This is a genomic window from Streptomyces sp. NPDC002926, from assembly GCF_053591755.1.
Genome location: NZ_JBSFUK010000002.1, coordinates 84,702 through 103,797 on the forward strand (window position 1 = coordinate 84,702; position 19,096 = coordinate 103,797).

General features: G+C 69.7%; 21 protein-coding genes and 1 tRNA gene. 17 read left to right on the top strand and 5 right to left on the bottom strand.

Going from position 1 to position 19,096, the window contains the following annotated elements; translation table 11 throughout:
- Nucleotides 1-34: 34 nt before the first annotated feature.
- On the bottom strand, nt 35-1,672 hold the full coding sequence (locus ACWDZ6_RS03610; protein ID WP_451501524.1) for a LuxR C-terminal-related transcriptional regulator: 1,638 nt from the start codon (nt 1,670-1,672) through the stop codon (nt 35-37).
- Nucleotides 1,673-1,933: 261 nt separating this feature from the next.
- Here ACWDZ6_RS03610 and ACWDZ6_RS03615 point away from each other — a divergent pair, with 261 nt between their 5' ends.
- Together ACWDZ6_RS03615 and ACWDZ6_RS03620 are read left to right on the top strand one after the other, a co-directional pair.
- Nucleotides 1,934-2,518: an HhH-GPD-type base excision DNA repair protein gene (locus tag ACWDZ6_RS03615; RefSeq protein WP_366736187.1), complete on the top strand. Its 585-nt coding sequence runs from the start codon at nt 1,934-1,936 to the stop codon at nt 2,516-2,518.
- A 164-nt stretch (nt 2,519-2,682) separates the two neighbouring features.
- Entirely contained in the window at nt 2,683-4,215 is a 1,533-nt protein-coding gene (locus tag ACWDZ6_RS03620) for a M28 family metallopeptidase (protein WP_451501902.1), read from the top strand.
- 125 nt (nt 4,216-4,340) lie between these two features.
- On the opposite strand, the gene ACWDZ6_RS03625 is transcribed toward ACWDZ6_RS03620, so the two are convergent.
- A complete protein-coding gene (locus ACWDZ6_RS03625) occupies nt 4,341-5,942 on the bottom strand; it encodes a helicase HerA-like domain-containing protein (RefSeq protein WP_451501903.1) in 1,602 nt (533 codons plus the stop codon).
- 149 nt (nt 5,943-6,091) lie between these two features.
- On the opposite strand from ACWDZ6_RS03625, the gene ACWDZ6_RS03630 reads away from it, so the two are divergent.
- Nucleotides 6,092-6,388, top strand: a complete 297-nt coding sequence (locus tag ACWDZ6_RS03630) for a type II toxin-antitoxin system VapB family antitoxin (protein ID WP_003955420.1) — start codon at nt 6,092-6,094, stop codon at nt 6,386-6,388.
- A 119-nt stretch (nt 6,389-6,507) separates the two neighbouring features.
- Nucleotides 6,508-7,128, top strand: coding sequence for a LytR C-terminal domain-containing protein (locus tag ACWDZ6_RS03635; protein WP_389179751.1), 621 nt, complete (start codon nt 6,508-6,510; stop codon nt 7,126-7,128).
- A gap of 7 nt (nt 7,129-7,135) precedes the next feature.
- Here ACWDZ6_RS03635 and upp read toward each other — a convergent pair whose 3' ends face one another.
- The gene (upp, locus tag ACWDZ6_RS03640) at nt 7,136-7,771 is read right to left on the bottom strand and encodes a uracil phosphoribosyltransferase (RefSeq protein ID WP_326650997.1); all 636 of its coding nucleotides are present in this window, start codon (nt 7,769-7,771) and stop codon (nt 7,136-7,138) included.
- 116 nt (nt 7,772-7,887) lie between these two features.
- Between upp and ACWDZ6_RS03645 the strand changes: the two genes are divergently transcribed.
- The 9 genes from ACWDZ6_RS03645 to ACWDZ6_RS03685 all read left to right on the top strand — a co-directional run bounded on the left by ACWDZ6_RS03645 (nt 7,888) and on the right by ACWDZ6_RS03685 (nt 13,188).
- Nucleotides 7,888-8,073: a hypothetical protein gene (locus ACWDZ6_RS03645; RefSeq protein ID WP_451501525.1), complete on the top strand. Its 186-nt coding sequence runs from the start codon at nt 7,888-7,890 to the stop codon at nt 8,071-8,073.
- A 139-nt stretch (nt 8,074-8,212) separates the two neighbouring features.
- Nucleotides 8,213-8,752 (top strand): tRNA adenosine deaminase-associated protein, encoded by a 540-nt coding sequence (locus ACWDZ6_RS03650; RefSeq protein ID WP_451501526.1) that lies wholly within the window; start codon nt 8,213-8,215, stop codon nt 8,750-8,752.
- A gap of 62 nt (nt 8,753-8,814) precedes the next feature.
- A complete protein-coding gene (locus tag ACWDZ6_RS03655) occupies nt 8,815-9,297 on the top strand; it encodes a nucleoside deaminase (protein WP_366736279.1) in 483 nt (160 codons plus the stop codon).
- Between the two features lie 58 nt (nt 9,298-9,355).
- Nucleotides 9,356-9,440 (top strand) — tRNA-Ser (locus ACWDZ6_RS03660).
- A 338-nt stretch (nt 9,441-9,778) separates the two neighbouring features.
- The gene (locus ACWDZ6_RS03665; protein WP_326651000.1) at nt 9,779-9,943 is read left to right on the top strand and encodes a hypothetical protein; all 165 of its coding nucleotides are present in this window, start codon (nt 9,779-9,781) and stop codon (nt 9,941-9,943) included.
- A 9-nt stretch (nt 9,944-9,952) separates the two neighbouring features.
- Nucleotides 9,953-10,246 (top strand): Dabb family protein, encoded by a 294-nt coding sequence (locus tag ACWDZ6_RS03670; protein WP_326651001.1) that lies wholly within the window; start codon nt 9,953-9,955, stop codon nt 10,244-10,246.
- 178 nt (nt 10,247-10,424) lie between these two features.
- Complete coding sequence (locus ACWDZ6_RS03675) at nt 10,425-11,267, top strand: RNA polymerase sigma factor SigF (RefSeq protein ID WP_326651002.1); 843 nt, start codon at nt 10,425-10,427, stop codon at nt 11,265-11,267.
- A 234-nt stretch (nt 11,268-11,501) separates the two neighbouring features.
- Nucleotides 11,502-12,356: an RNA polymerase sigma factor SigF gene (locus ACWDZ6_RS03680; RefSeq protein ID WP_366736277.1), complete on the top strand. Its 855-nt coding sequence runs from the start codon at nt 11,502-11,504 to the stop codon at nt 12,354-12,356.
- A 61-nt stretch (nt 12,357-12,417) separates the two neighbouring features.
- Entirely contained in the window at nt 12,418-13,188 is a 771-nt protein-coding gene (locus tag ACWDZ6_RS03685; protein WP_451501527.1) for a hypothetical protein, read from the top strand.
- Between the two features lie 31 nt (nt 13,189-13,219).
- Here ACWDZ6_RS03685 and ACWDZ6_RS03690 read toward each other — a convergent pair whose 3' ends face one another.
- Entirely contained in the window at nt 13,220-13,438 is a 219-nt protein-coding gene (locus ACWDZ6_RS03690; protein ID WP_326651005.1) for a hypothetical protein, read from the bottom strand.
- 199 nt (nt 13,439-13,637) lie between these two features.
- Between ACWDZ6_RS03690 and ACWDZ6_RS03695 the strand changes: the two genes are divergently transcribed.
- From ACWDZ6_RS03695 to ACWDZ6_RS03710, 4 genes are all read left to right on the top strand, one after another.
- Nucleotides 13,638-14,126: a MarR family winged helix-turn-helix transcriptional regulator gene (locus ACWDZ6_RS03695; RefSeq protein ID WP_451501528.1), complete on the top strand. Its 489-nt coding sequence runs from the start codon at nt 13,638-13,640 to the stop codon at nt 14,124-14,126.
- 31 nt (nt 14,127-14,157) lie between these two features.
- A complete protein-coding gene (locus ACWDZ6_RS03700; RefSeq protein ID WP_451501529.1) occupies nt 14,158-16,629 on the top strand; it encodes an MFS transporter in 2,472 nt (823 codons plus the stop codon).
- A 166-nt stretch (nt 16,630-16,795) separates the two neighbouring features.
- Complete coding sequence (locus tag ACWDZ6_RS03705; RefSeq protein WP_451501530.1) at nt 16,796-17,614, top strand: YceI family protein; 819 nt, start codon at nt 16,796-16,798, stop codon at nt 17,612-17,614.
- Nucleotides 17,615-17,631: 17 nt separating this feature from the next.
- Complete coding sequence (locus tag ACWDZ6_RS03710) at nt 17,632-18,102, top strand: PPOX class F420-dependent oxidoreductase (protein ID WP_389179774.1); 471 nt, start codon at nt 17,632-17,634, stop codon at nt 18,100-18,102.
- A 205-nt stretch (nt 18,103-18,307) separates the two neighbouring features.
- Here ACWDZ6_RS03710 and ACWDZ6_RS03715 read toward each other — a convergent pair whose 3' ends face one another.
- The gene (locus ACWDZ6_RS03715; protein ID WP_451501531.1) at nt 18,308-19,075 is read right to left on the bottom strand and encodes a TetR/AcrR family transcriptional regulator; all 768 of its coding nucleotides are present in this window, start codon (nt 19,073-19,075) and stop codon (nt 18,308-18,310) included.
- Nucleotides 19,076-19,096 lie beyond the last annotated feature (21 nt).

The window sequence follows — 19,096 nt, forward strand, 5'->3', positions numbered from 1 at the left end:
GGGCCGGGCCCTCCGACCGGACCGGACCGTGCCGTCAGACCAGACCGTGCTGATGGGCGTACGCCGTGGCCGCCGAGCGTGATGAGACGCCGAGCTTGACGAAGATGTTGCTGAGGTGACGGGCGACCGTCTTCTCGCTCAGGAACAGGTCGTCCGCGATGGCCCGGTTCGACTTCCCCACCGCCAGATGACGCAGTACTTCCCGCTCGCGCGCCGTGAGCAGACTCGCCGCTCCGGTCTCCGCCCTGAGGGCCAGCTGCTCGGCACGAAGCAGGTCCGGAGCGGCGCCCAGCTCCCGGAATACCGATTTGGCGGCCTCGATCTCCAGCCGGGCGGTGACCTCGTCGCCCGTCTCCCTGCAGGACAGCCCGATCAGCAGCCGGGCCCGCGCGGCGTCGTACGGCGCGTCGAGTTCACGGAAGGTCGCCACGGCACGGCCGAGCACCGCCTGAGCACCGCGCGCCTCACCGTCGGCCAGCAGCACCGACCCCTTCGCCTGCGCGCTGATCGCGTTCAGCAGGGGAGTGTCCAGGGTCTCGGCCACACCGGCCAGTTCCTCTTCGGCGGTCCGTGCGTCCTCAGTCCTGCCCGCAGCCAGCATGATCTCGATGTAGGCCGGCAGGATCCGGCACCGCGACGCCTGGTCGCCGGCACCGTCGAGCGCCGTACGGATCGCGTGTCCGGCGGCTCGTACATCTCCCGCGGCAAGGAGCACCAGCGCCAGTCCCGGCTGCGCGGTGTGTCCGAGTCTGCTCGCCTCGCGGTAGGCCTGGTCGGCCTTCCCGTGCTCGCCGAGCAGCCGGTGGAGCTCCCCGAGCTGGTAGTAGGCGGCGTCGGCGGACCGTGCGGTCGGCATGGAGCGCAGCCAGCGGCACGCGTCACCGGCCTCGTCCAGAGCGTCCGCCCAGTCGCCGTGCAACCGCATGATCTCGATACGGTGCGCCAGGCACACACCGCGGTACGGCACCACCCTCTGCTGCGGCGCGCACCATCGGGACAGCTCGGCCGTCCACTCGCGGGCCCGGCGCAGGTCGAAGATCTCATGACAGGCCGCGATCACCGCGCAGTACGCGAGTCCGGAGACGACCGGGGACACCTCGCCGGCCGTCACCGCGACCATGGCCTCGTCCAGGAGCCGGACCCCTTCTCCCGCCTCACCGAACCGGATCAGGCTTTCGCCGACGGTGACCATGGCGAAGGTCAGCAGGTCGCGGTCCCCGAACCGCGTCGCACACGCCAGAGCCCGCTCGGATACGGCCTTGGCGTTGGCCGTATCCCCGGAGAAGTAGCTCTGCAGGCCTTCCAGGGCCAGCAGATATCCCTCCTCCACACAGCCGGGACGCTCGGCCTCGAGCAGCCGCCGTCCCCTTGCCATCCAGCCGGTACTGCGGGACCACTCACCGCTCAGCACCAGGTCGATGCCCAGCCAGAACACGCACCGGACGGCCCGTGGCACCTCGCCGCGGCTCAGCCAGGCATGGTGGGCCCTCGCCCACACCTCGTCGCTCTCGGTATCTTTGCCGGTCATGTGCGCGGCAAGCGCGAGCCGCTCGAGGTCGTCGGGATCGAGCGGATGCTGCCCGTCGGCCGCCGACAGGACCGCGTACGCATCCCCCCAGGCGTGCCGCGACAGTGCTTCGCCGGCAGACTGCCGCGCTGCGGCTGAGTGCATGTATCCACTGTCCCAGCATCCGCGGAACGAGGGAAAGCATCCTCATCCAACTGGTCCCGGCAGCTCTCGGCAGGCTTGCCCGACGCTGCCTCCGTAGCTCGCGTCGCGGACCATGGACGAAGGGGGACGAGCCGGGAGACCCCGGCACACAGCCCGGCCGGAGCCGGAGCTGTGACCCGAGCCCGCAGGACAGCCCGCCCGATCGACCCGATCGCCCGCGTGGGACTGGCGGCACGTCAGCGACCGGGTGATCATCGTGACATGAGCCCCACGATTCATCTCGCCCAGCAGCCCGAGGCCGACGAACTGCTCAGCCGCAGCCGGCTCGCCGCGCTGATCGGCATGCTGCTCGACCAGCAGGTCCCGATGGAGTGGGCGTTCTCCGGCCCTTACACCATCGCGCAGCGCATGGGCGCCGACGATCTCGACGCGGCCCAGATCGCCGCGTACGACCCGGATGCCTTCGCCGAGCTGCTGAAACAGAAGCCCGCCGTCCACCGCTATCCGGGAAGCATGGCCAAGCGGGTGCAGCAGCTGTGCCAGTACCTGGTCGACGAGTACGACGGCGACGCGAGCGCCATCTGGCGTGATGTGGAGACCGGGGAGGAACTTCTGGCGCGGCTGAAGGCGCTGCCCGGCTACGGCGAGCAGAAGGCGAAGATCTTCCTGGCGCTGCTGGGCAAGCAGTTCGGGGTACAGCCCAGGGGATGGCGCGAGGCGGCCGGAGCGTACGGCGAGAAGGGCTACCGCTCGGCGGCCGACATCACCGGTCCCGAGTCACTCGCCAAAGTGCGCGAGCACAAGCAGGAGATGAAACGCGCCGCGAAGGCGGCGAAGAAGGCCTGAAACACGGCGTGTTGAAGTGGATTGATCACCTCCTGGTGTCAATGCAGACAAATGCGCCGTGAGTTGGGGCACAACTGTTCACAGAACTCGCAGAGATCGCTAACTTCCCCTCAACCCTCGTAAACACGGGAAGGACCTCTGTGAAGGCAACCCATCGCAGAGCCGTGGCCACTCTGGCCGCAGCCGCACTCGCGACCCCGCTCCTGCTGGCATCCGCCTCCCCCTCCGCAGCCCGCCAGAACCCCGGCGAGCAGGCGGCCAAGGACGCAGCGAAGCTCGCCAGGAAACTGGTCGAGAAGTCGTCCGCAAAGGACGCGTTCCAGCACCTGAAGAAGTTCCAGCAGATAGCCGACACCACCGACGGCAACCGCGCCGCCGGGACGCTCGGGCACGACGCCTCCGCTGCGTACGTCTATCAGCAGCTGAAGAAGTACGGCTACGACGTCTCGTACCAGCAGTTCGACTTCATCTACACCGAGACGCAGGCCGAGAAGCTCTCCGTGATCTCGCCCGCGCCGCGCGCCGTCGAGATCAAGGCGATGACGTACACCAAGTCCACTCCGGTGGGCGGCATCAAGGCCCCTCTGGCTGCCGTGCCGGTGGATGCCACCACCGGCTGCGAGCCGGCCGACTACGCCTCGGGGACCTTCACCGGAAAGATCGCGCTGATCAAGCGCGGCGGCTGCACCTTCGGCGAGAAGCAGGCCGCCGCGGCCGGTGCCGGCGCGGTCGGCGCTGTCATCTACAACAACGCCGACGGCGCGCTGTCGGGCACCCTCGGCGACCCGGCCACCGGCCGGATACCGACCGGCGGAATCACCAGGGCCGAGGGCGAGCAGCTCGCCGCCGACGTCGCCAAGGGCCCGGTGGACATCTCCTTCGAGATCCGCCAGCTGCAGCAGAAGCGCTCCACCAACAACGTCATCGCGGAGACCCGCGGCGGCAACGCCGCCAACACCGTGATGCTCGGCGCGCACCTCGACTCGGTCACCGCGGGCCCCGGCATCAACGACAACGGCTCCGGCTCCGCCGGACTCCTCGAAGTCGCCCAGGAGCTGGCCAAGTCCAAGGCGAAGCCGGCCAACAAGGTCCGCTTCGCCTGGTGGTCGGCGGAGGAGAACGGCCTGCTCGGCTCGGAGGCGTACGTCGCTCAGCTGAGCTCTCTGGGCAAGAAGGAGATCAGGCTCTACCTGAACTTCGACATGATCGCCTCGCCGAACTACGGGCTCTTCGTCTACGACGGCGACGACTCCGACGGCGTGGGCTCGGGCCCCGGCCCGGCCGGCTCGGCCCAACTCGAGCGTGACATCAACGAGTTCCTCGACAAGCGGGGCAAGCCGCACGAGGGCACGGACTTCACGGGCCGCTCGGACTACGGCCCGTTCATCGAGGTCGGCATCCCGTCCGGAGGTACCTTCACGGGCGCCGAGGGCATCAAGACGGCGGCCCAGGCAACGAAGTTCGGCGGCACGGCCGGGGTGGCGTACGACTCCTGCTACCACGCCAAGTGCGACAACATCAGCAACATCGACATGAAGGCGTTCGCCGTCAACATCGGCGTCATCGCCAACGCGGTGGGCACGTACGCGCACGACCTGAGCTCGCTGCGCAAGCCGGTCGTCACGGTCCCGACGCGCGGTGAAGCGGGCAGCGGCGGCGGACTGCACGACGGTCACGACCACGACGTGAGCGAGTAGGTTCGCGCTGTCCTCGGTCGCCGGACGGGCTTGGGATCAAGCCCGTCCGGCGACCGACGACGAAGCTGCTGCCGGACCGGAGGAGACGGGGCCGCCCCTTACGGCCACCGCGCGCCCCTCGAGGGCTACCGCCTGCGGCGCGCCGTGCCGAACAGGGACCGTGAGATCTCGCGTCCCAGCTGTGTCCCCACCGATCGCGCCAGCGACCGGAAGATCCCGCTGCCCATCACCTGCTGGGCGAGCGACTCCTCGTGCTTCTGCGGGGCCCCGGGCGCCCTGGCCTCCTCGGTCGCTTTCGCCTCCTCCGCCGCCCGCACCGCCGCCGCTTCCGCCGCCTGCTGCTCGGCAGTGAGCTTCTCGTACGCCGACTCCCGGTCGACCGCCTCCGCATAGCGCGAGTACAGCGGCGAGGACTTCACCGCCTCGTCCAGGGCCGCCGCGTCGATCGGGCCCATCAGCGATTGCGGGGCGCGCAGACGGGTCGCCGCGACCGGCGTCGGAGCGCCCTTGTCGCTGAGCACGGTGATCACCGCCTCGCCCGTGCCGAGCCCCGTCAGCACCTCCTCCAAGTCGTACGGCGAGTCCGGGAAGGTCCTCACCGTCGCCTTCAGCGCCTTCGCGTCGTCCGGGGTGAAGGCGCGCACCGCGTGCTGCACCCGGCTGCCGAGCTGCGCCAGCACATCCCCCGGAACATCTTTCGGCGTCTGCGTGACAAAGAAGACGCCAACCCCTTTCGAGCGAATCAGGCGCACCGTCTGCGTGATCGACTCGAGGAACGCCTTCGAGGCCCCGTTGAAGAGCAGATGCGCCTCGTCGAAGAAGAACACCAGCTTCGGCTTCTCGACATCACCGACCTCGGGAAGGTCGTGGAAGAGGTCCGCGAGCAGCCACATCAGAAACGTCGAGAACAGCTGCGGCTTGTCCTGCACGGCGGCCAGCTCCAGGACGGACATGAGCCCGCGCCCGTCCGCAGCCGTACGCAGCAGCTCACTCGTGTCGAACTCCGGCTCGCCGAAGAAGCCACCCGCGCCCTGCTGCTCGAAGGCGGTGAGCGCGCGCAGGATGACCCCGGCGGTGACCGTGGAGAGTCCGCCGATGTTCTTGAGCTCCGCCTTCCCGGTGTCCGACACGAGGAAGGCGACCACGGCCCGCAAATCCTTGAGATCCACCAGCTCCAGGCCCTTGGAATCGGCGTAGTGGAAGATCAGCCCGAGCGACTGCTCCTGCGTCCGGTTGAGCTGGAGCACCTTGGAGAGCAGTACGGGGCCGAAGCTGGTGACCGTCGCGCGCAGCGGAATACCTGGGCCGACGCCGCCGAGGCCGTAGAACTCGCAGGGGAAACCCTTGGCCTCCCACGCCTGCCCGACCTGCCCGGCGCGCTCCTGGACTGTCGCGCCCGACTCGCCCGGGGCCGAGATGCCGGAGACATCACCCTTGATGTCGGCGAGGAAGACGGGCACGCCGTTCGCGGAGAGCCGCTCGGCGATCAGCTGGAGTGTCTTGGTCTTTCCGGTGCCGGTGGCGCCGGCGACCAGACCGTGCCGGTTGAGCATCGACAGCGGGATACGGATCTGGGCCTCGGGTCGGCACCGGCCGTCCCACAGCAGGGCTCCGAGGTCCAGTGCGGCCCGGGTGAGGGCGTATCCGGCGGCGATCTCCTGGGCGGGCTGCGGCAGCGCGGACCCGGCGTCCGCCGCGGCGGACGCGGCCTCATCCGTCCCGGACATACCGCCGGGCGTTTCCGCTTCCGGCGCCTTCGGCCGCTGTTCGCCGGCGCTCATGGCAGCCCCCAATTTCCGGTATGCATTATTTTGCCCAGCATTGCACTGGCGTCGCGTGGCTGCGCCGACGGCCGCTTGCCCGGTAGGCTTTCCGTGTGATCTTCAAGCGCATCGGTAACGGGCGGCCGTATCCCGACCACGGCCGGGAAAGCACCCGGCAGTGGGCGGATGTCGCGCCGCGCCCGGTCCGCCTCGATCAGCTCGTGACCACCAAGGGCCAGCTGGACCTGGAAACGCTGCTCGCCGAGGACTCCACGTTTTACGGCGACCTCTTCGCCCATGTCGTGAAGTGGCAGGGCGACCTCTATCTGGAGGACGGCCTGCACCGCGCCGTGCGTGCGGCGCTGCAGCAGCGCCAGGTACTGCACGCCCGCGTTCTCGAACTGGGCTGAGCCCGGGACCGGTCGGGCGGCCGGCCCGACTGAGCCTTTCGGGCCCTTTCGGGACCCTACGGACGCAATCGATTGATCATCTAGTAGGCATTGGCACCGGCCCGCATTACGCTGCGCTCATGAGCATGCTCACTCCCCCCGGCATGGGCGGAAAGTACCGCATCACGGGCGACACCTACCCGCGTATGCGTCGCCCTCGCAACCGCCGCAGGATCATCACCGCGGTCATCGCCGGGGCAGTCGCCCTCGGCCTGGCCGGCTGGGGAACGCTGCAGCTCATCGACGTCTTCGCGGGCGACTCCGAGACATCCGCGGCCGGCCGCAAGGCGGACTGCAAGCCCGCGCCGGGGCTGTCGGCCGCGCCTCCGGCGCCCAAGCCGGGCCAGATCACGGTGAACGTCTACAACGCGACCCCGCGCGGCGGCCTCGCCAAGGCGGCGGCCGACGAGCTGAAAAGACGCGGCTTCGCCATCGGCAAGGTGGGCAACGCCCCGGCGGCGTACGACAAGAAGGTCCCGGGCACGGCCATACTGCTGGGCGCTCCCAACGCGTACGAGGGCGCCTTCCGCGTGCTGGGCACCCAGCTCCGGGGCAGCCTGCTGAAGACCGACACCCGCGCGACGGCGGATGTCGACCTGATCATCGGCACGGCGTTCAAGACCCTGGATGCGAAGAAGGACGCCGACGCGGCTCTGGCCACCCTGGCCAATCCCGCTCCGGCGCCCTCCAGGAAGTGCTGAGGAATCCCTAGTCCACGGTCCCGTACATGCGGTCGCCCGCGTCGCCCAGGCCCGGCACGATGTAGCCGTGTTCGTTGAGCCGCTCGTCGACCGAGGCGGTGACCACGGTGACCGGCGTGCCCGCGAGCTCGCGCTCCATCACCTCGACGCCCTCCGGCGCCGCGAGCAGCACGACCGCGGTCACATCGTCGGCGCCGCGCTTGATCAGCTCCCGGATCGCCGCGACCAGCGTGCCGCCGGTGGCCAGCATCGGGTCCAGCACGTACACCTGGCGGCCCGAAAGGTCCTCGGGCATCCGCGTCGCGTACGTCGACGCCTCCAGGGTCTCCTCGTTACGGATCATCCCGAGGAAGCCCACTTCGGCGGTCGGCAGCAGCCGGACCATGCCCTCGAGCATGCCCAGGCCGGCTCGCAGGATCGGCACCACCAGCGGGCGCGGGTGCGAGAGCTTCACGCCCGTCGTCCCGGTCACCGGGGTCTCGATGTCGACCTGCTCGGTGCGCACGTCCCTGGTGGCCTCGTACGCGAGCAGGGTGACCAGCTCATCGGCGAGGCGCCGGAAGGTCGGGGAGTCGGTGCGCTTGTCGCGCAGCGTGGTGAGTTTGTGCGCCACCAGCGGGTGGTCGACGACATGGATCCGCATGCGCACAACAGTATCCCGCTCGCTTTAAGCCACGGTCCGGAGGGAAGGTGGAAGAGGTCCCTCCCAGGCCGCAGGGCCTAGGGGGAATACGGACCAACCGTGGGGTGGTGTGGCCGATGCAGGAGCCTGAACGGGAACGGCACGACATCGGACCCGAGAGCGACGCGGAGCGCAGGCAGCGACGCGCCCAGTTCCTCCGCGAATTGGGCGAGGCCAAGGCACTGCGCGACCGAGTCCAGCCCCGACGGGCCCGAGCGGCCCGGATGCGCCAGCAAATGCGCATGCGGACGTTCCGCTGGTAGCCCTCCTCGTAAGAACTGATGGCCGACGCAACGACGGAAGACCTCTCGCATCGGGCTCGTTTCTGCCACGATTCCGAGTGGGCGGGGCTCAAAGCCAGCACCGCCGGTCGTCACACCTCTGATCAGTGGGAGAGTCACGGTGTACTTCGCCGCACTGCTCGCGCGCACTCAAGACGGGTGGCTAGCGAGCGACACAGAGCTCGACGATGTGGAGACCCTGTCGGATCTGACCGACCTGGCCCGTGATGCCTCGGTGGACGAGGACACGGTGCTCGTCTTCATCGAGCAGGAGGACGCTTGGTTCGGTCTCGTCCGCGTCGAGGGCGAGGAAGACCCTCGTATCTACGTCTCGGACGCGGCCGCGGCCGCACGCTCCTCGTACGGGGAGATCCTGACCAAGGAACTGCTCGGCGGGGACGATGACGACCCGGCCGACGACCTCGACGCGCTGGACCTCGACGGCACGGAAGACGGAGAGCCGGACGAGGACGACAAGGACGAGGCGGACGTCGAGTCCGGCCCGGTCGGCGAGTTTGTGCCGGCGGGACCGGTCGGCGACCGCGACATCCTCATGGACCTGGGACTGCCGGAGAAGGAGCTGCTGGCGCTGGACACGGACGCACTGCTGGAGATCGCGGACGCACTGGGCGCCGCCGAGGTACTGGAGACCGTCCGCTAGTGACAGGACCGTCATCCGGTCGCGTACCGCCCGATCCCGTACGCGATCCGTGGGAGGCGCCGATGCGCCTTGCCCTGGAAGAGGCGGAACGCGCGGCGCTGTCCGGCGATGTGCCGGTCGGCGCTGTCGTGCTGGCCGCGGACGGCACGGTCCTCTCCACCGGTCACAACGAGCGTGAGGCGACGGGCGACCCGACGGCGCACGCCGAGGTGCTGGCGATCCGCCGTGCGGCCGCGCAGTTGAGCGATTCGGCGGCCGCCGGCGCATCCGGCAAGGGCGGTAGCGGGAGACGGGCGGGCGAGTGGCGGCTGACCGGCTGCACGCTCGTCGTCACGCTGGAGCCGTGCACGATGTGCGCGGGCGCGATCGTGCAGTCCCGGGTGGACCGGGTGGTTTACGGCGCACGGGACGAGAAGGCGGGCGCGGCCGGTTCGCTGTGGGACGTCGTACGGGACCGGAGGCTCAACCACCGGCCCGAAGTCATCCTCGGCGTCCTGGAGGCCGAGTGCGCCAAACAGCTGACGGACTTCTTCAGGGACCGCTGAACGACGGGATGCCGGGCGGATTTCAGAGCACGGCCCACCTTGGGCTAAGCTCTCTCCCGGTAGCGTGTCCGAGCGGCCGAAGGAGCTCGCCTCGAAAGCGAGTGTGGGGAAACTCACCGAGGGTTCAAATCCCTCCGCTACCGCTCTTGTCGAAGGGGCCCGACGCATTGCGTCGGGCCCCTTCGCTTTTCCTCGGAGGCATGGAGGGCGGCGTACGAGCCCGGCCGCAGCCGGGGGAAGCGTACGGCGCGGGACCGCGGTGAGGGCCGTGCCCGGCCCGTCGGGTTGCTGCCGGATCCACGCCGGACTCACCGTCCGGCCCACGGTCCGTCCCAGGTCACGATGACCGGCAAGGGGGCCTCGATACCCGGGCCCTTGGTCCTGAAGGGCTCGGTTAGACTCACGCGACTGCGCGACCAGGGGACAGCGGGGACCGCAGAGGCTGTAGGGACCACAGGCATCGCAGGGGAGGCAGGGGCTGATGGTGCAAACGAAGAAGATCGCTCTTTACGTCGTCGTTGTCTTCGTGCTGTACACGATCATCACCTCCCCGGACAAGGCTGCCGACCTGGTCCAGATAGGGTTCGAGGGCATATCGAGCGCCGCGCAGGGCGTCGGCCGGTTCATGACCGAGCTCGTCAATTAGGAGTGCCCCTTGATCCGCCATCTGGTCCTCTTCAAGCTCAATGAGGGGGTCGAGCGCGACGAGCCCCGCGTGGCCGCCGGCGTGAAGGCCTTCCAGGCACTCGACGGGGTCGTGCCCGAGCTGGAGTTCTGGGAGTGCGCCTGGAACATCACCGACCGGCCGATCGCCTATGACTTCGCCATCAACTCCGCGGTGTCCGACCGTGAGGCGCTGGAGCGGTACATCGGGCATCCGGCCCATCAGGCAGCCGCCGGACAGTGGCGCGAGTTCGCCACCTGGGTGATCGCCGACTACGAGTTCTGAACCCCCGGCTTTCCCAGCCCCTCGCCACTGTGGCGGGGGGCCTTTTGAGGTTTAGCCCTCAACTTGCCTTCAACACGGCGTTATCAGGTGCTTGCACACAGTGGACATGTCTTGTGATGCTATGACCGCTTTTGACGGATGAGTTGACCGTAGTTGACCGCAAAGGGGTGGCGTGACCGTGCCGGCCAGTACTGCGCCTCAGGTGCCGCCCCAGAACGAGCGGCCCGACGACACCCCGGCCCCCGGAAAACCACAGAGCCGGGGTGCGGACACCCGGGCACTGACCCAGGTGCTCTTCGGCCAGCTCAAAGGGCTGGAGCCGGGCACATCGGAACACTCCCGGGTGCGTGGGGCGCTGATCGAGGCGAATCTGCCCCTTGTGCGGTACGCCGCCGCCCGGTTCCGCTCCCGCAACGAGCCGATGGAGGACGTCGTCCAGGTCGGCACCATCGGGCTCATCAACGCGATCGACCGCTTCGACCCGGACCGCGGCGTGCAGTTCCCGACGTTCGCCATGCCCACCGTGGTCGGCGAGATCAAGCGGTACTTCCGCGACAACGTACGGACCGTCCATGTGCCGCGGCGGCTCCATGAGCTGTGGGTGCAGGTCAACGGCGCCACCGAGGATCTGACGACGGCTCATGGGCGCACCCCGACGACGGCCGAGATCGCCGAGCGGCTGAAGATCGGCGAGGACGAGGTGCTGGCCTGCATCGAGGCCGGACGCTCGTACCACGCGACCTCCCTGGAGGCGGCCCAGGAGGGCGACGGGCTGCCGGGGCTGCTCGACCGGCTCGGTTACGAGGACCCGGCGCTGGCCGGAGTCGAACACCGCGACCTCGTACGCCATCTGCTCGTACAACTGCCCGAGCGGGAACAGCGGATCCTCATGCTCCGCTACTACAACAATCTGACGCAGTCGCAGATCAGTCAGGAACTGGGCGTTTCGCAGATGCATGTGTCAAGGCTGCTTGCCCGAAGCTTTGCCCGACTCAGGTCCGCAAACAGGATCGAGGCATAGCTGAAACGGGTAGACCGTTTCGGGGCCGCTTCGAGCTGCCCAAATGCCGCACACCCCCTGCTTCCAGCGCAAATTCACCCGATACATGTCGACATGTCACTACAGCGTGTTGCCGACATGTGACATTCTGCGGGAACCGCGTTTGCCGCAGCCCCGCCTCCGGTATTCAGGTGGAGGCTGCGTTCCTCCGATGGTCGTGGCCGCCGCGACCGTCCGCGACCTCAAGGGGGTGGCATGTCCGTAGAACAGGGCAGCTCGAAGGTGCTCACGCTCACAAAGAGCGCACCCGCACCCGCCGTGCCTGACAGCTCGGAAGCCATCGACACCCGCACTCTGTCCCGCTCCCTGTTCCTGCGGCTGCGCGCGCTGGACTCCGAGGGAACGGGCGACACCCCGGAGCGCACCTATGTGCGCGACACTCTCATCGCGCTCAATCTGCCCCTCGTGCGGTACGCCGCGGCCCGGTTCCGGTCCCGCAACGAGCCGATGGAGGACATCGTCCAGGTCGGCACGATCGGCCTGATCAAGGCGATCGACCGGTTCGACTGCGAACGGGGCGTGGAATTCCCGACGTTCGCGATGCCGACGGTCGTCGGCGAGATCAAGCGCTTCTTCCGCGACACCTCGTGGTCGGTGCGGGTGCCGCGCCGGCTCCAGGAGCTGCGGCTCGCGCTCACCAAGGCCAGCGACGAGCTGGCCCAGAAGCTTGACCGCTCCCCGACCGTTCCCGAACTCGCCGCGGTGCTCGGGGTGTCGGAGGAGGACGTGGTCGACGGTCTCGCCGTCGGCAACGCCTACACCGCCTCTTCGCTGGATTCGCCCTCGCCCGAGGACGACGGCGGCGAGGGCTCCCTCGCCGACCGGCTGGGGTACGAGGACACGGCGCTGGAGGGCGTCGAGTACCGCGAGTCGCTCAAGCCCCTGCTGGCCAAACTCCCGCCCCGCGAACGGCAGATCATCATGCTGCGGTTCTTCGCCAATATGACCCAGTCGCAGATCGGCGAGGAGGTCGGCATCTCGCAGATGCATGTCTCGCGGCTGCTGACCCGTACGCTCGCGCAGCTGCGGGAGGGCCTGATCGCCGACTGATCCCGGGCCGAAGCTCAGCCGCGGGGTTCCTTATTGACGGTGCGTCAGACACACTGACGCGATGCGACGACGTCATGGAGCAGCTCTCGCAGCGGTCGCGCTCTGCCTCGGTGGGGCGCTGACCGCGTGCGGGAGCGGCGGCGGCACCGGCTACGCGGCAGTCGGCGCCGCGGGCTCCGGGTCGGATGAGGCGCCCACGGCCGCCGTGTCGCCGAAGGGCAAGGTCGTGCTGGTGCCGCTGGACGGTGCCACGCCGTCGGGTGACATGGAAACACCGGGCAGGCCCGGGAAGCCGGGCGAATCCGGGACGGCGCCGGGCGGGCAGGAGCTGCCCGACGTACCGGACAGCGGCGGTGCGAGGAATACGAGCGGCGGCACCGGCGGTCCGGACGGCGGCACGAGCGGCAATGCCGGCGGCAGCGGCACCGGCGATCCGGCGAGTTCCGGCGGTACGAGTGGCGGTGGACCCGCCACCCCGACCACGCCCGGCACCACCCGGCCGAAGCCGACTCCCGCACCCCCACGACCCGCCGTGCTCAGCCTCGGCGCCCCGGTCCGCGCGGCACTGGAGGCGCGCTGGTGCGAGAAAGTGACCGTGGAGTTCCGCAACACCGGCGGCTCACCGGTGACCTCGGGCACCGTCACCTTCGCGACGCACATCATCGGCGCGCTCGGGATCGACTGGGCGACCATCGAGTCGGCTCAGCCGCTGCCCGCGCCGATCGCCGCGGGAGCGGTGAGAAAGCAGGCGTACACCGTGTGCGTGGACGCCTGGCGGGTGCCGCTGGGCATGCATATCGAGACCCAGGACGTCACCGCCGTAGGGAAGTGAGCCGGCCCGAGGCGAGCCGGCCGAGGGCGGGCTAGCCCAGGGCGAGCCAGGCCACCGCTCCGAGGATCACGACGGCCGCGATGACGCCGACGATCAGCCCGACCCGCGAGGAGGACTGTGCGGCGGGCGCGGCCTGCCGGCCCTGCGGAGCGCCGTCGTCGACGAAGGCGCGGAACATCTGGGTGCTGCCCGCGGGGTCGTAGTTGCCCTCGGGGCCCTGACCTTGGGGAGCGTGGGGGTTGTGTGCCATGGGGCAGGACCCTAGCGAACCCGCCTGCCGCGCCCAACCCCGGGCGGGCAGCACTTGCCTCCCCCGTCGAGCCATGACCGGACCCATGCGAAGCCTTTGAGGTTCCTTTACCGCCTCGACCCCTCTTTTCGTTTGCCTGCAGCAACCAACAGCTTCTATGGTTGCCCTAAGCAACAAGATGTGGGAGGGGCGGGCTGCCATGGCCGCACAGAGTCAGTACGCGGAACTGGCCCGCCAGCTCAGCGCCATCGGTGCCGTGAAACGCGGTCTCACGCGGATACTGCCCGCTGAGTGCCCGTCCGGCTCCGCCGCCGTCCTGACCCTGCTCGAGCGGCATGGCGAGATGCGGATGAGCCGGCTCGCCGAGCTCCTCGCCGTCGACATGTCCGTGACCAGCCGCCATGTCGCCCACACCGCCGAGCGCGGCTGGATCGAACGGCTCCCCGACCCGGGCGACAGGCGCTCCCGCATCCTGCGGCTCACCCCCGCGGGCCTGGACATGCTCGGCGAGCTCGCCGAACGGACCACGGACATGTTCGCCCGCAACCTCAAGGACTGGTCCGACGACGACGTCGGACAGCTCATCGAGATGCTCGCCCGCCTGCGCGACTCCTTCGGGGACTGTCGGGTGCGCCATCCGGACGAACGACAACAACAGCACAGCACGACGACCCGTACACCCGCGTGACACGACGTAACGACGCAAGAAAAGGATGAAGATGGCTACGACCACACCAACCGGTGTGCGGGGCGGCCACGCCAAGCACGGAGGCGGCCACGCCTCCGACAGCGGCACGCCGATGACACACCGGCAGATCATGGAGGCGTTGTCCGGGCTGCTGCTCGGCATGTTCGTCGCCATCCTGTCGTCCACGATCGTCTCCAACGCCCTGCCGGAGATCATCACCGACCTCGACGGCGGCCAGAGCGCGTACACCTGGGTGGTGACGGCCTCGCTGTTGGCGATGACCGCGACCACGCCGCTCTGGGGCAAGCTCTCGGACCTCTTCTCCAAGAAGCTGCTGGTCCAGATAGCCCTCCTCATCTACGTCCTGGGGTCGGTGGTCGCCGGACTCTCGCAGAGCGCGGGCATGCTGATCGCCTGCCGTGTGGTCCAGGGCATCGGCGTCGGCGGTCTCTCCGCCCTCGCGCAGATCGTGATGGCCGCGATGATCTCCCCGCGTGAGCGCGGCCGCTACAGCGGCTACCTCGGCGCGACCTTCGCCGTCGCCACCGTCGGCGGCCCGCTGCTCGGCGGCGTCATCACCGACACCGAGTGGCTCGGCTGGCGCTGGTGCTTCTACGTCGGCGTGCCGTTCGCGATCATCGCGCTGATCGTCCTTCAGAAGACCCTGAAGCTCCCGGTCGTGAAGCGCCAGGTCAAGGTCGACTGGTCGGGCGCCTTCTTCATCAGCGCGGCGGTCTCGCTGCTGCTGGTCTGGGTCACCTTCGCCGGCGACAAGTACGACTGGATCTCCTGGCAGACGTACGCCATGGTCGGCGGCTCGATCGCGCTCGGCGCGCTCTTCCTCCTGGTGGAGTCGAGGGCGAGCGACCCGATCATCCCGCTGCGGCTGTTCCGCAACCGCACCATCACGCTGGCGTCGCTGGCTTCGCTCTTCGTCGGTGTCGCGATGTTCGCGGGCACCGTCTTCTTCAGCCAGTACTTCCAGCTGGCGCGCGACAAGTCGCCGACGATGTCCGGCGTCATGACGATCCCGATGATCGGCGGCCTGTTCATCTCCTCGACCGTCTCGGGCCAGGTCATCACCAAGACGGGCCGCTGGAAGGCGTGGCTGGTCATCGGTGGTGTGCTGGTGACGGCGGGCCTCGGACTGCTCGGCACCATGCGGTACGACACCGAGTACTGGCACATCGCGATCTTCATGGCCGTCCTGGGTCTCGGCCTCGGCATGATGATGCAGAACCTGGTGCTCTGCACGCAGAACCAGGTGGCCCCTGAGGACCTCGGCTCGGCCAGTTCGGTCGTCACCTTCTTCCGGTCCCTGGGCGGTGCGGTCGGCGTCTCGGCGCTGGGCGCGGTCATGGCCAACCGGGTCACGCACTACGTCAAGGACGGGCTCACCGAACTCGGCCCGCAGGGCGCGGCGCTGGGCCACGGCGGCACGGGCGGCGGCGGCATCCCCGACCTGGACAAGCTGCCGGGCCCGATCCGTACGGTGATGGAGACCGCGTACGGGCACGGTGTCGCCGATGTCTTCCTCTACTCGGCTCCGTTCGCGCTGCTCGCCTTCCTGGTGACGCTGTTCATCAAGGAGGTCGCGCTGAAGAGCCACGGGGCGCCCGAGACGGCGGACACGGTGGTCACCGCGGGCACTGCGGACACGGCGGAGACCGTCGCGGCTTCCGAGGCTGTGGCGGCTCCCGTCGACGCCGTCGAGACCCTTCCCGCCCCCGCGGCCGGCGGCACGGCGGTACGTGGTGTGGTGCGCGGAAACGAGGGCGCGCCGGTGCCTCGGGCAGCGGTCACACTGATCTCGCCGACCGGACGGCAGCTCGGCCGCGCGGTCGCCCAGGCGGACGGAAGCTATGCGCTGGATGCTCCCGGCGCCGGCTCGTACGTACTGATCGCCTCCGCCGACGGCTTCCAGCCGCAGGCGTCCACGGTGGTCGTCGGCGTCGAGACGCTGGCTTACGACATCCTCCTCTCCGGCACGAGCGGTCTGGCCGGGACCGTGCGGGCCGCCGAGAGCGGTGCGCCGATCGAGGGCGCGATGGTGATCGTCACCGATGTGCGTGGCGATGTACTGGCCACCGGGAAGAGCGCCGAGCAGGGCGAGTTCGCCTTCGGCGAGCTGGTGCCCGGCCCGGTGACCGTCGCGGTGAACGCCGCCGGCTACCGGCCGCTGGCGCTGCCGGTGGAGATCGGGGGCCAGGGCGTGACCCGTATCGAGGCGCCCCTGCAGGCCGGCGCCCTGGTCCAGGGCGCCGTCCGCGGCGGAGACGACCGGCGGCCGCTGGCCGACGCCCGGGTGACCCTGCTGGACGCCGCGGGGAATGTGGTCGCCACCGCCACGACCGGGGACGACGGGGCGTACGCCTTCGCCGACCTGAACGCGGGGGAGTACACGGTCATCGCGACCGGGTACCCGCCGGTGGCCGGCGCACTGACGGTGGCCGGTCGCGGGGTCGACGGCCACGACATCGAACTCGCCCACCCCGGCGAGTAACCGAGCCCCCGGCCGCGGGCTCGCTCTGTAGCGGAGGAGAGCAGCCGGCCGGTGGAAACGGGCCCCGAAGGCGGGGACGGTGGGCAGGGGACGGCCTGCCGCCCCCGCCCGGGGCCCGGTCATTTTTGGCGCAAACGCGGCAAGGAGAGAAAACGGGATGGGCGTCATGGGACTTCGCGCACAGGTAAGGACGCGGGACGGCTGGGCGGTCCAGCACGCGGTCGTGACCGTGACCGATACGACCGGCGCGCAGGTACTGCGGGCGACAGCGGACGGGGACGGTGCGGTGACCTCCGCGGATCCCCTGGCCCCGGGCCCGTACACGGTGATCGTGACGGCGCTCGGGTATGCCCCGGCCGCCTCGACCGCGCTGGTGACGGCGAGCGGCCGGGCCGAGGTCGGCACGGTGGTACTGGCCCGCCAGGGCGGCGTGGAACTCCCGCCGCCGGGCGCGTGGTCGGTGGACCCGGCGCACTCGTCGGTGGGCGCGGCGGCGCAGCATCTGGGGATCTCCAGCGTGAACGGCCGCTTCCTGGATTTCGGGGGCCGCGTCACCATCGGGTCCGATCTGTCGCGGTCCCGCGTGGACGCGGTCATCCGGGCGGCGTCCATCGACACGGGCAACGGCCTGCGCGACAAGCACCTGTGCTCCGCGGACTTCCTCGACGTCGAGCGGTACCCCGAGATCACGTACCGCGGCCACGGCCTGACCCCGGCAGGGACGGACCGCTGGACGGTGCACGGCGAACTCTCGCTGCACGGCGTCGCACGCGAAGTCGATCTGGACCTGACGTACTTGGGCACAGGACCGGACCCGTGGGGCGGGGTGCGGGCGGCATTCCGCGCGACCACGGAGCTGCACCGTGAGGACTTCGCGATGAACTACAACCAGGTGGTTCAGGCGGGCATCTCGGCGATCGGAACCACGCTGAAGGTGGAACTCGCGATCCAGGTGGTCCAGGGCGAGTCGCTTCCGGCGACCTGAGGTTTAGGCTGCGGCGCATGGCACCCAACATCGCCACCAACACCCAGGTGGAGCTCGACCAGTTGCTGGAGTTCGTACGCCCCAGGCACCGGGCGATCCTGCTGACCAGCCGCGCCTCGGACGGCACCCCACAGGGATCCCCGCTGACCTGCGGGGTGGACGACTCGGGCCGGATCGTGGTCTCGACCTACCCGGAACGCGCGAAGACACGGAACGCGAAGCGGAACCCGCGGGTGAGCGTGATCGTCCTGTCGGACGACTGGGACGGGCCGTGGGTCCAGATCGACGGCACGGCGGAGGTGATCGACTCCCCGGAGTCGGTGGAGCCGCTGGTGGAGTACTTCCGGAACATCTCGGGCGAGCACCCCGACTGGGACGAGTACCGGGCCGCGATGGTGAAGCAGGGCAAGTCGATCATCCGGGTGACGCCGGAGCGGTGGGGGCCGATCGCGAAGGGCGGCTTCCCGGCGAGGCTCAGCGGGAACTGAGTCCGGGGCGAGGAACGGGGGCGGTGCCCCCGGCCTCCGCCATGGGGTGACGACCCCCGCCCCTGCGCCGCGTGGGGCGTCACCCCCGCCGCTCGCCGCAGGGGTGACGCCCCCGGGCCCGAGCCGCACGCACCGCACAGGACGGGACGACCCGCCGGGCCCGGGCCACCCGGGCGCCGGGCAGCGAGATCCCCCGCCCGTGCCCCTACGCGCGGGCAACCATCGCTTCGATGCCGGCGACCAGCAGGTCCAGCGCGAACCCGAAGTCCCGCTCCCTCATCTCCTCCACCGTGCCTCCGCCCCTCGCCTTCATCAGTTCGGCCGACTCCTCGAACGCCTCCTGCACATCCGGCTGCTGCCCGATCGCGCCCATGACCTGGTGGAAGTAGTCGTCCTGGCTGATCCCCGCCGCCGCGCAGCGCTGCCCGAAGCGGCCCTCGACCGTGCCGAAGCCGTACACGAACTGGAACACCGCCGAGAGAGCACCGGTCTGGCCGTGCAGCGGCAGGCCCGTGTTGCGCATCACCCGCTGGACCGTCCTGGAGAAGGCCATCGAGCGCGGGCCGATGTTGAGGTACTCCCCGATGAGCGGCGACACCCAGGGGTGGGCGACCAGCAGTGAGCGGTATCCGCGGGCAAGCCGGCGCAGCTGGTCGCGCCAGTCCGCGTCCGGGTCGTCCGCCGGCGGAAGCGGGAGCTCTCCCATCACCCGGTCGAGCGCCAGCTCCAGAAGGTCGTCCTTGGTGTCCACGTACCAGTAGACCGACATCGCGGTGACGTTCAGCTCCGCGGCCAGCCGCCGCATCGAGAACTTCGCGAGGCCCTCCGAGTCGAGGAGCCGGACCGTGGCCGCGGTGATCTTGTCGCGGTCGAGGCCGGCGGGCTGCTCGGTCCTCCGTTTGGGGGTCGCCTTGCCGTCGAGCCACACACTGGTCCGCGCGGGACCCTTCGCGCGGTCGGCCGCACTCACCATCGCGCATCCTCCTCGGTTCTT

Coding starts and splice junctions, on each gene's coding strand:
- ACWDZ6_RS03665 (WP_326651000.1), top strand. CDS start 9,779: ATGGTGCAAACGAAGAAGATCGCTCTTTACGTCGTCGTTGTCTTCGTG.
- ACWDZ6_RS03635 (WP_389179751.1), top strand. CDS start 6,508: ATGAGCATGCTCACTCCCCCCGGCATGGGCGGAAAGTACCGCATCACG.
- upp (WP_326650997.1), bottom strand. CDS start 7,771: ATGCGGATCCATGTCGTCGACCACCCGCTGGTGGCGCACAAACTCACC.
- ACWDZ6_RS03695 (WP_451501528.1), top strand. CDS start 13,638: ATGGCCGCACAGAGTCAGTACGCGGAACTGGCCCGCCAGCTCAGCGCC.
- ACWDZ6_RS03705 (WP_451501530.1), top strand. CDS start 16,796: ATGGGACTTCGCGCACAGGTAAGGACGCGGGACGGCTGGGCGGTCCAG.
- ACWDZ6_RS03645 (WP_451501525.1), top strand. CDS start 7,888: ATGCAGGAGCCTGAACGGGAACGGCACGACATCGGACCCGAGAGCGAC.
- ACWDZ6_RS03680 (WP_366736277.1), top strand. CDS start 11,502: ATGTCCGTAGAACAGGGCAGCTCGAAGGTGCTCACGCTCACAAAGAGC.
- ACWDZ6_RS03615 (WP_366736187.1), top strand. CDS start 1,934: ATGAGCCCCACGATTCATCTCGCCCAGCAGCCCGAGGCCGACGAACTG.
- ACWDZ6_RS03625 (WP_451501903.1), bottom strand. CDS start 5,942: ATGTCCGGGACGGATGAGGCCGCGTCCGCCGCGGCGGACGCCGGGTCC.
- ACWDZ6_RS03715 (WP_451501531.1), bottom strand. CDS start 19,075: ATGGTGAGTGCGGCCGACCGCGCGAAGGGTCCCGCGCGGACCAGTGTG.
- ACWDZ6_RS03700 (WP_451501529.1), top strand. CDS start 14,158: ATGGCTACGACCACACCAACCGGTGTGCGGGGCGGCCACGCCAAGCAC.
- ACWDZ6_RS03690 (WP_326651005.1), bottom strand. CDS start 13,438: ATGGCACACAACCCCCACGCTCCCCAAGGTCAGGGCCCCGAGGGCAAC.
- ACWDZ6_RS03685 (WP_451501527.1), top strand. CDS start 12,418: ATGCGACGACGTCATGGAGCAGCTCTCGCAGCGGTCGCGCTCTGCCTC.
- ACWDZ6_RS03710 (WP_389179774.1), top strand. CDS start 17,632: ATGGCACCCAACATCGCCACCAACACCCAGGTGGAGCTCGACCAGTTG.
- ACWDZ6_RS03610 (WP_451501524.1), bottom strand. CDS start 1,672: ATGCACTCAGCCGCAGCGCGGCAGTCTGCCGGCGAAGCACTGTCGCGG.
- ACWDZ6_RS03655 (WP_366736279.1), top strand. CDS start 8,815: ATGCGCCTTGCCCTGGAAGAGGCGGAACGCGCGGCGCTGTCCGGCGAT.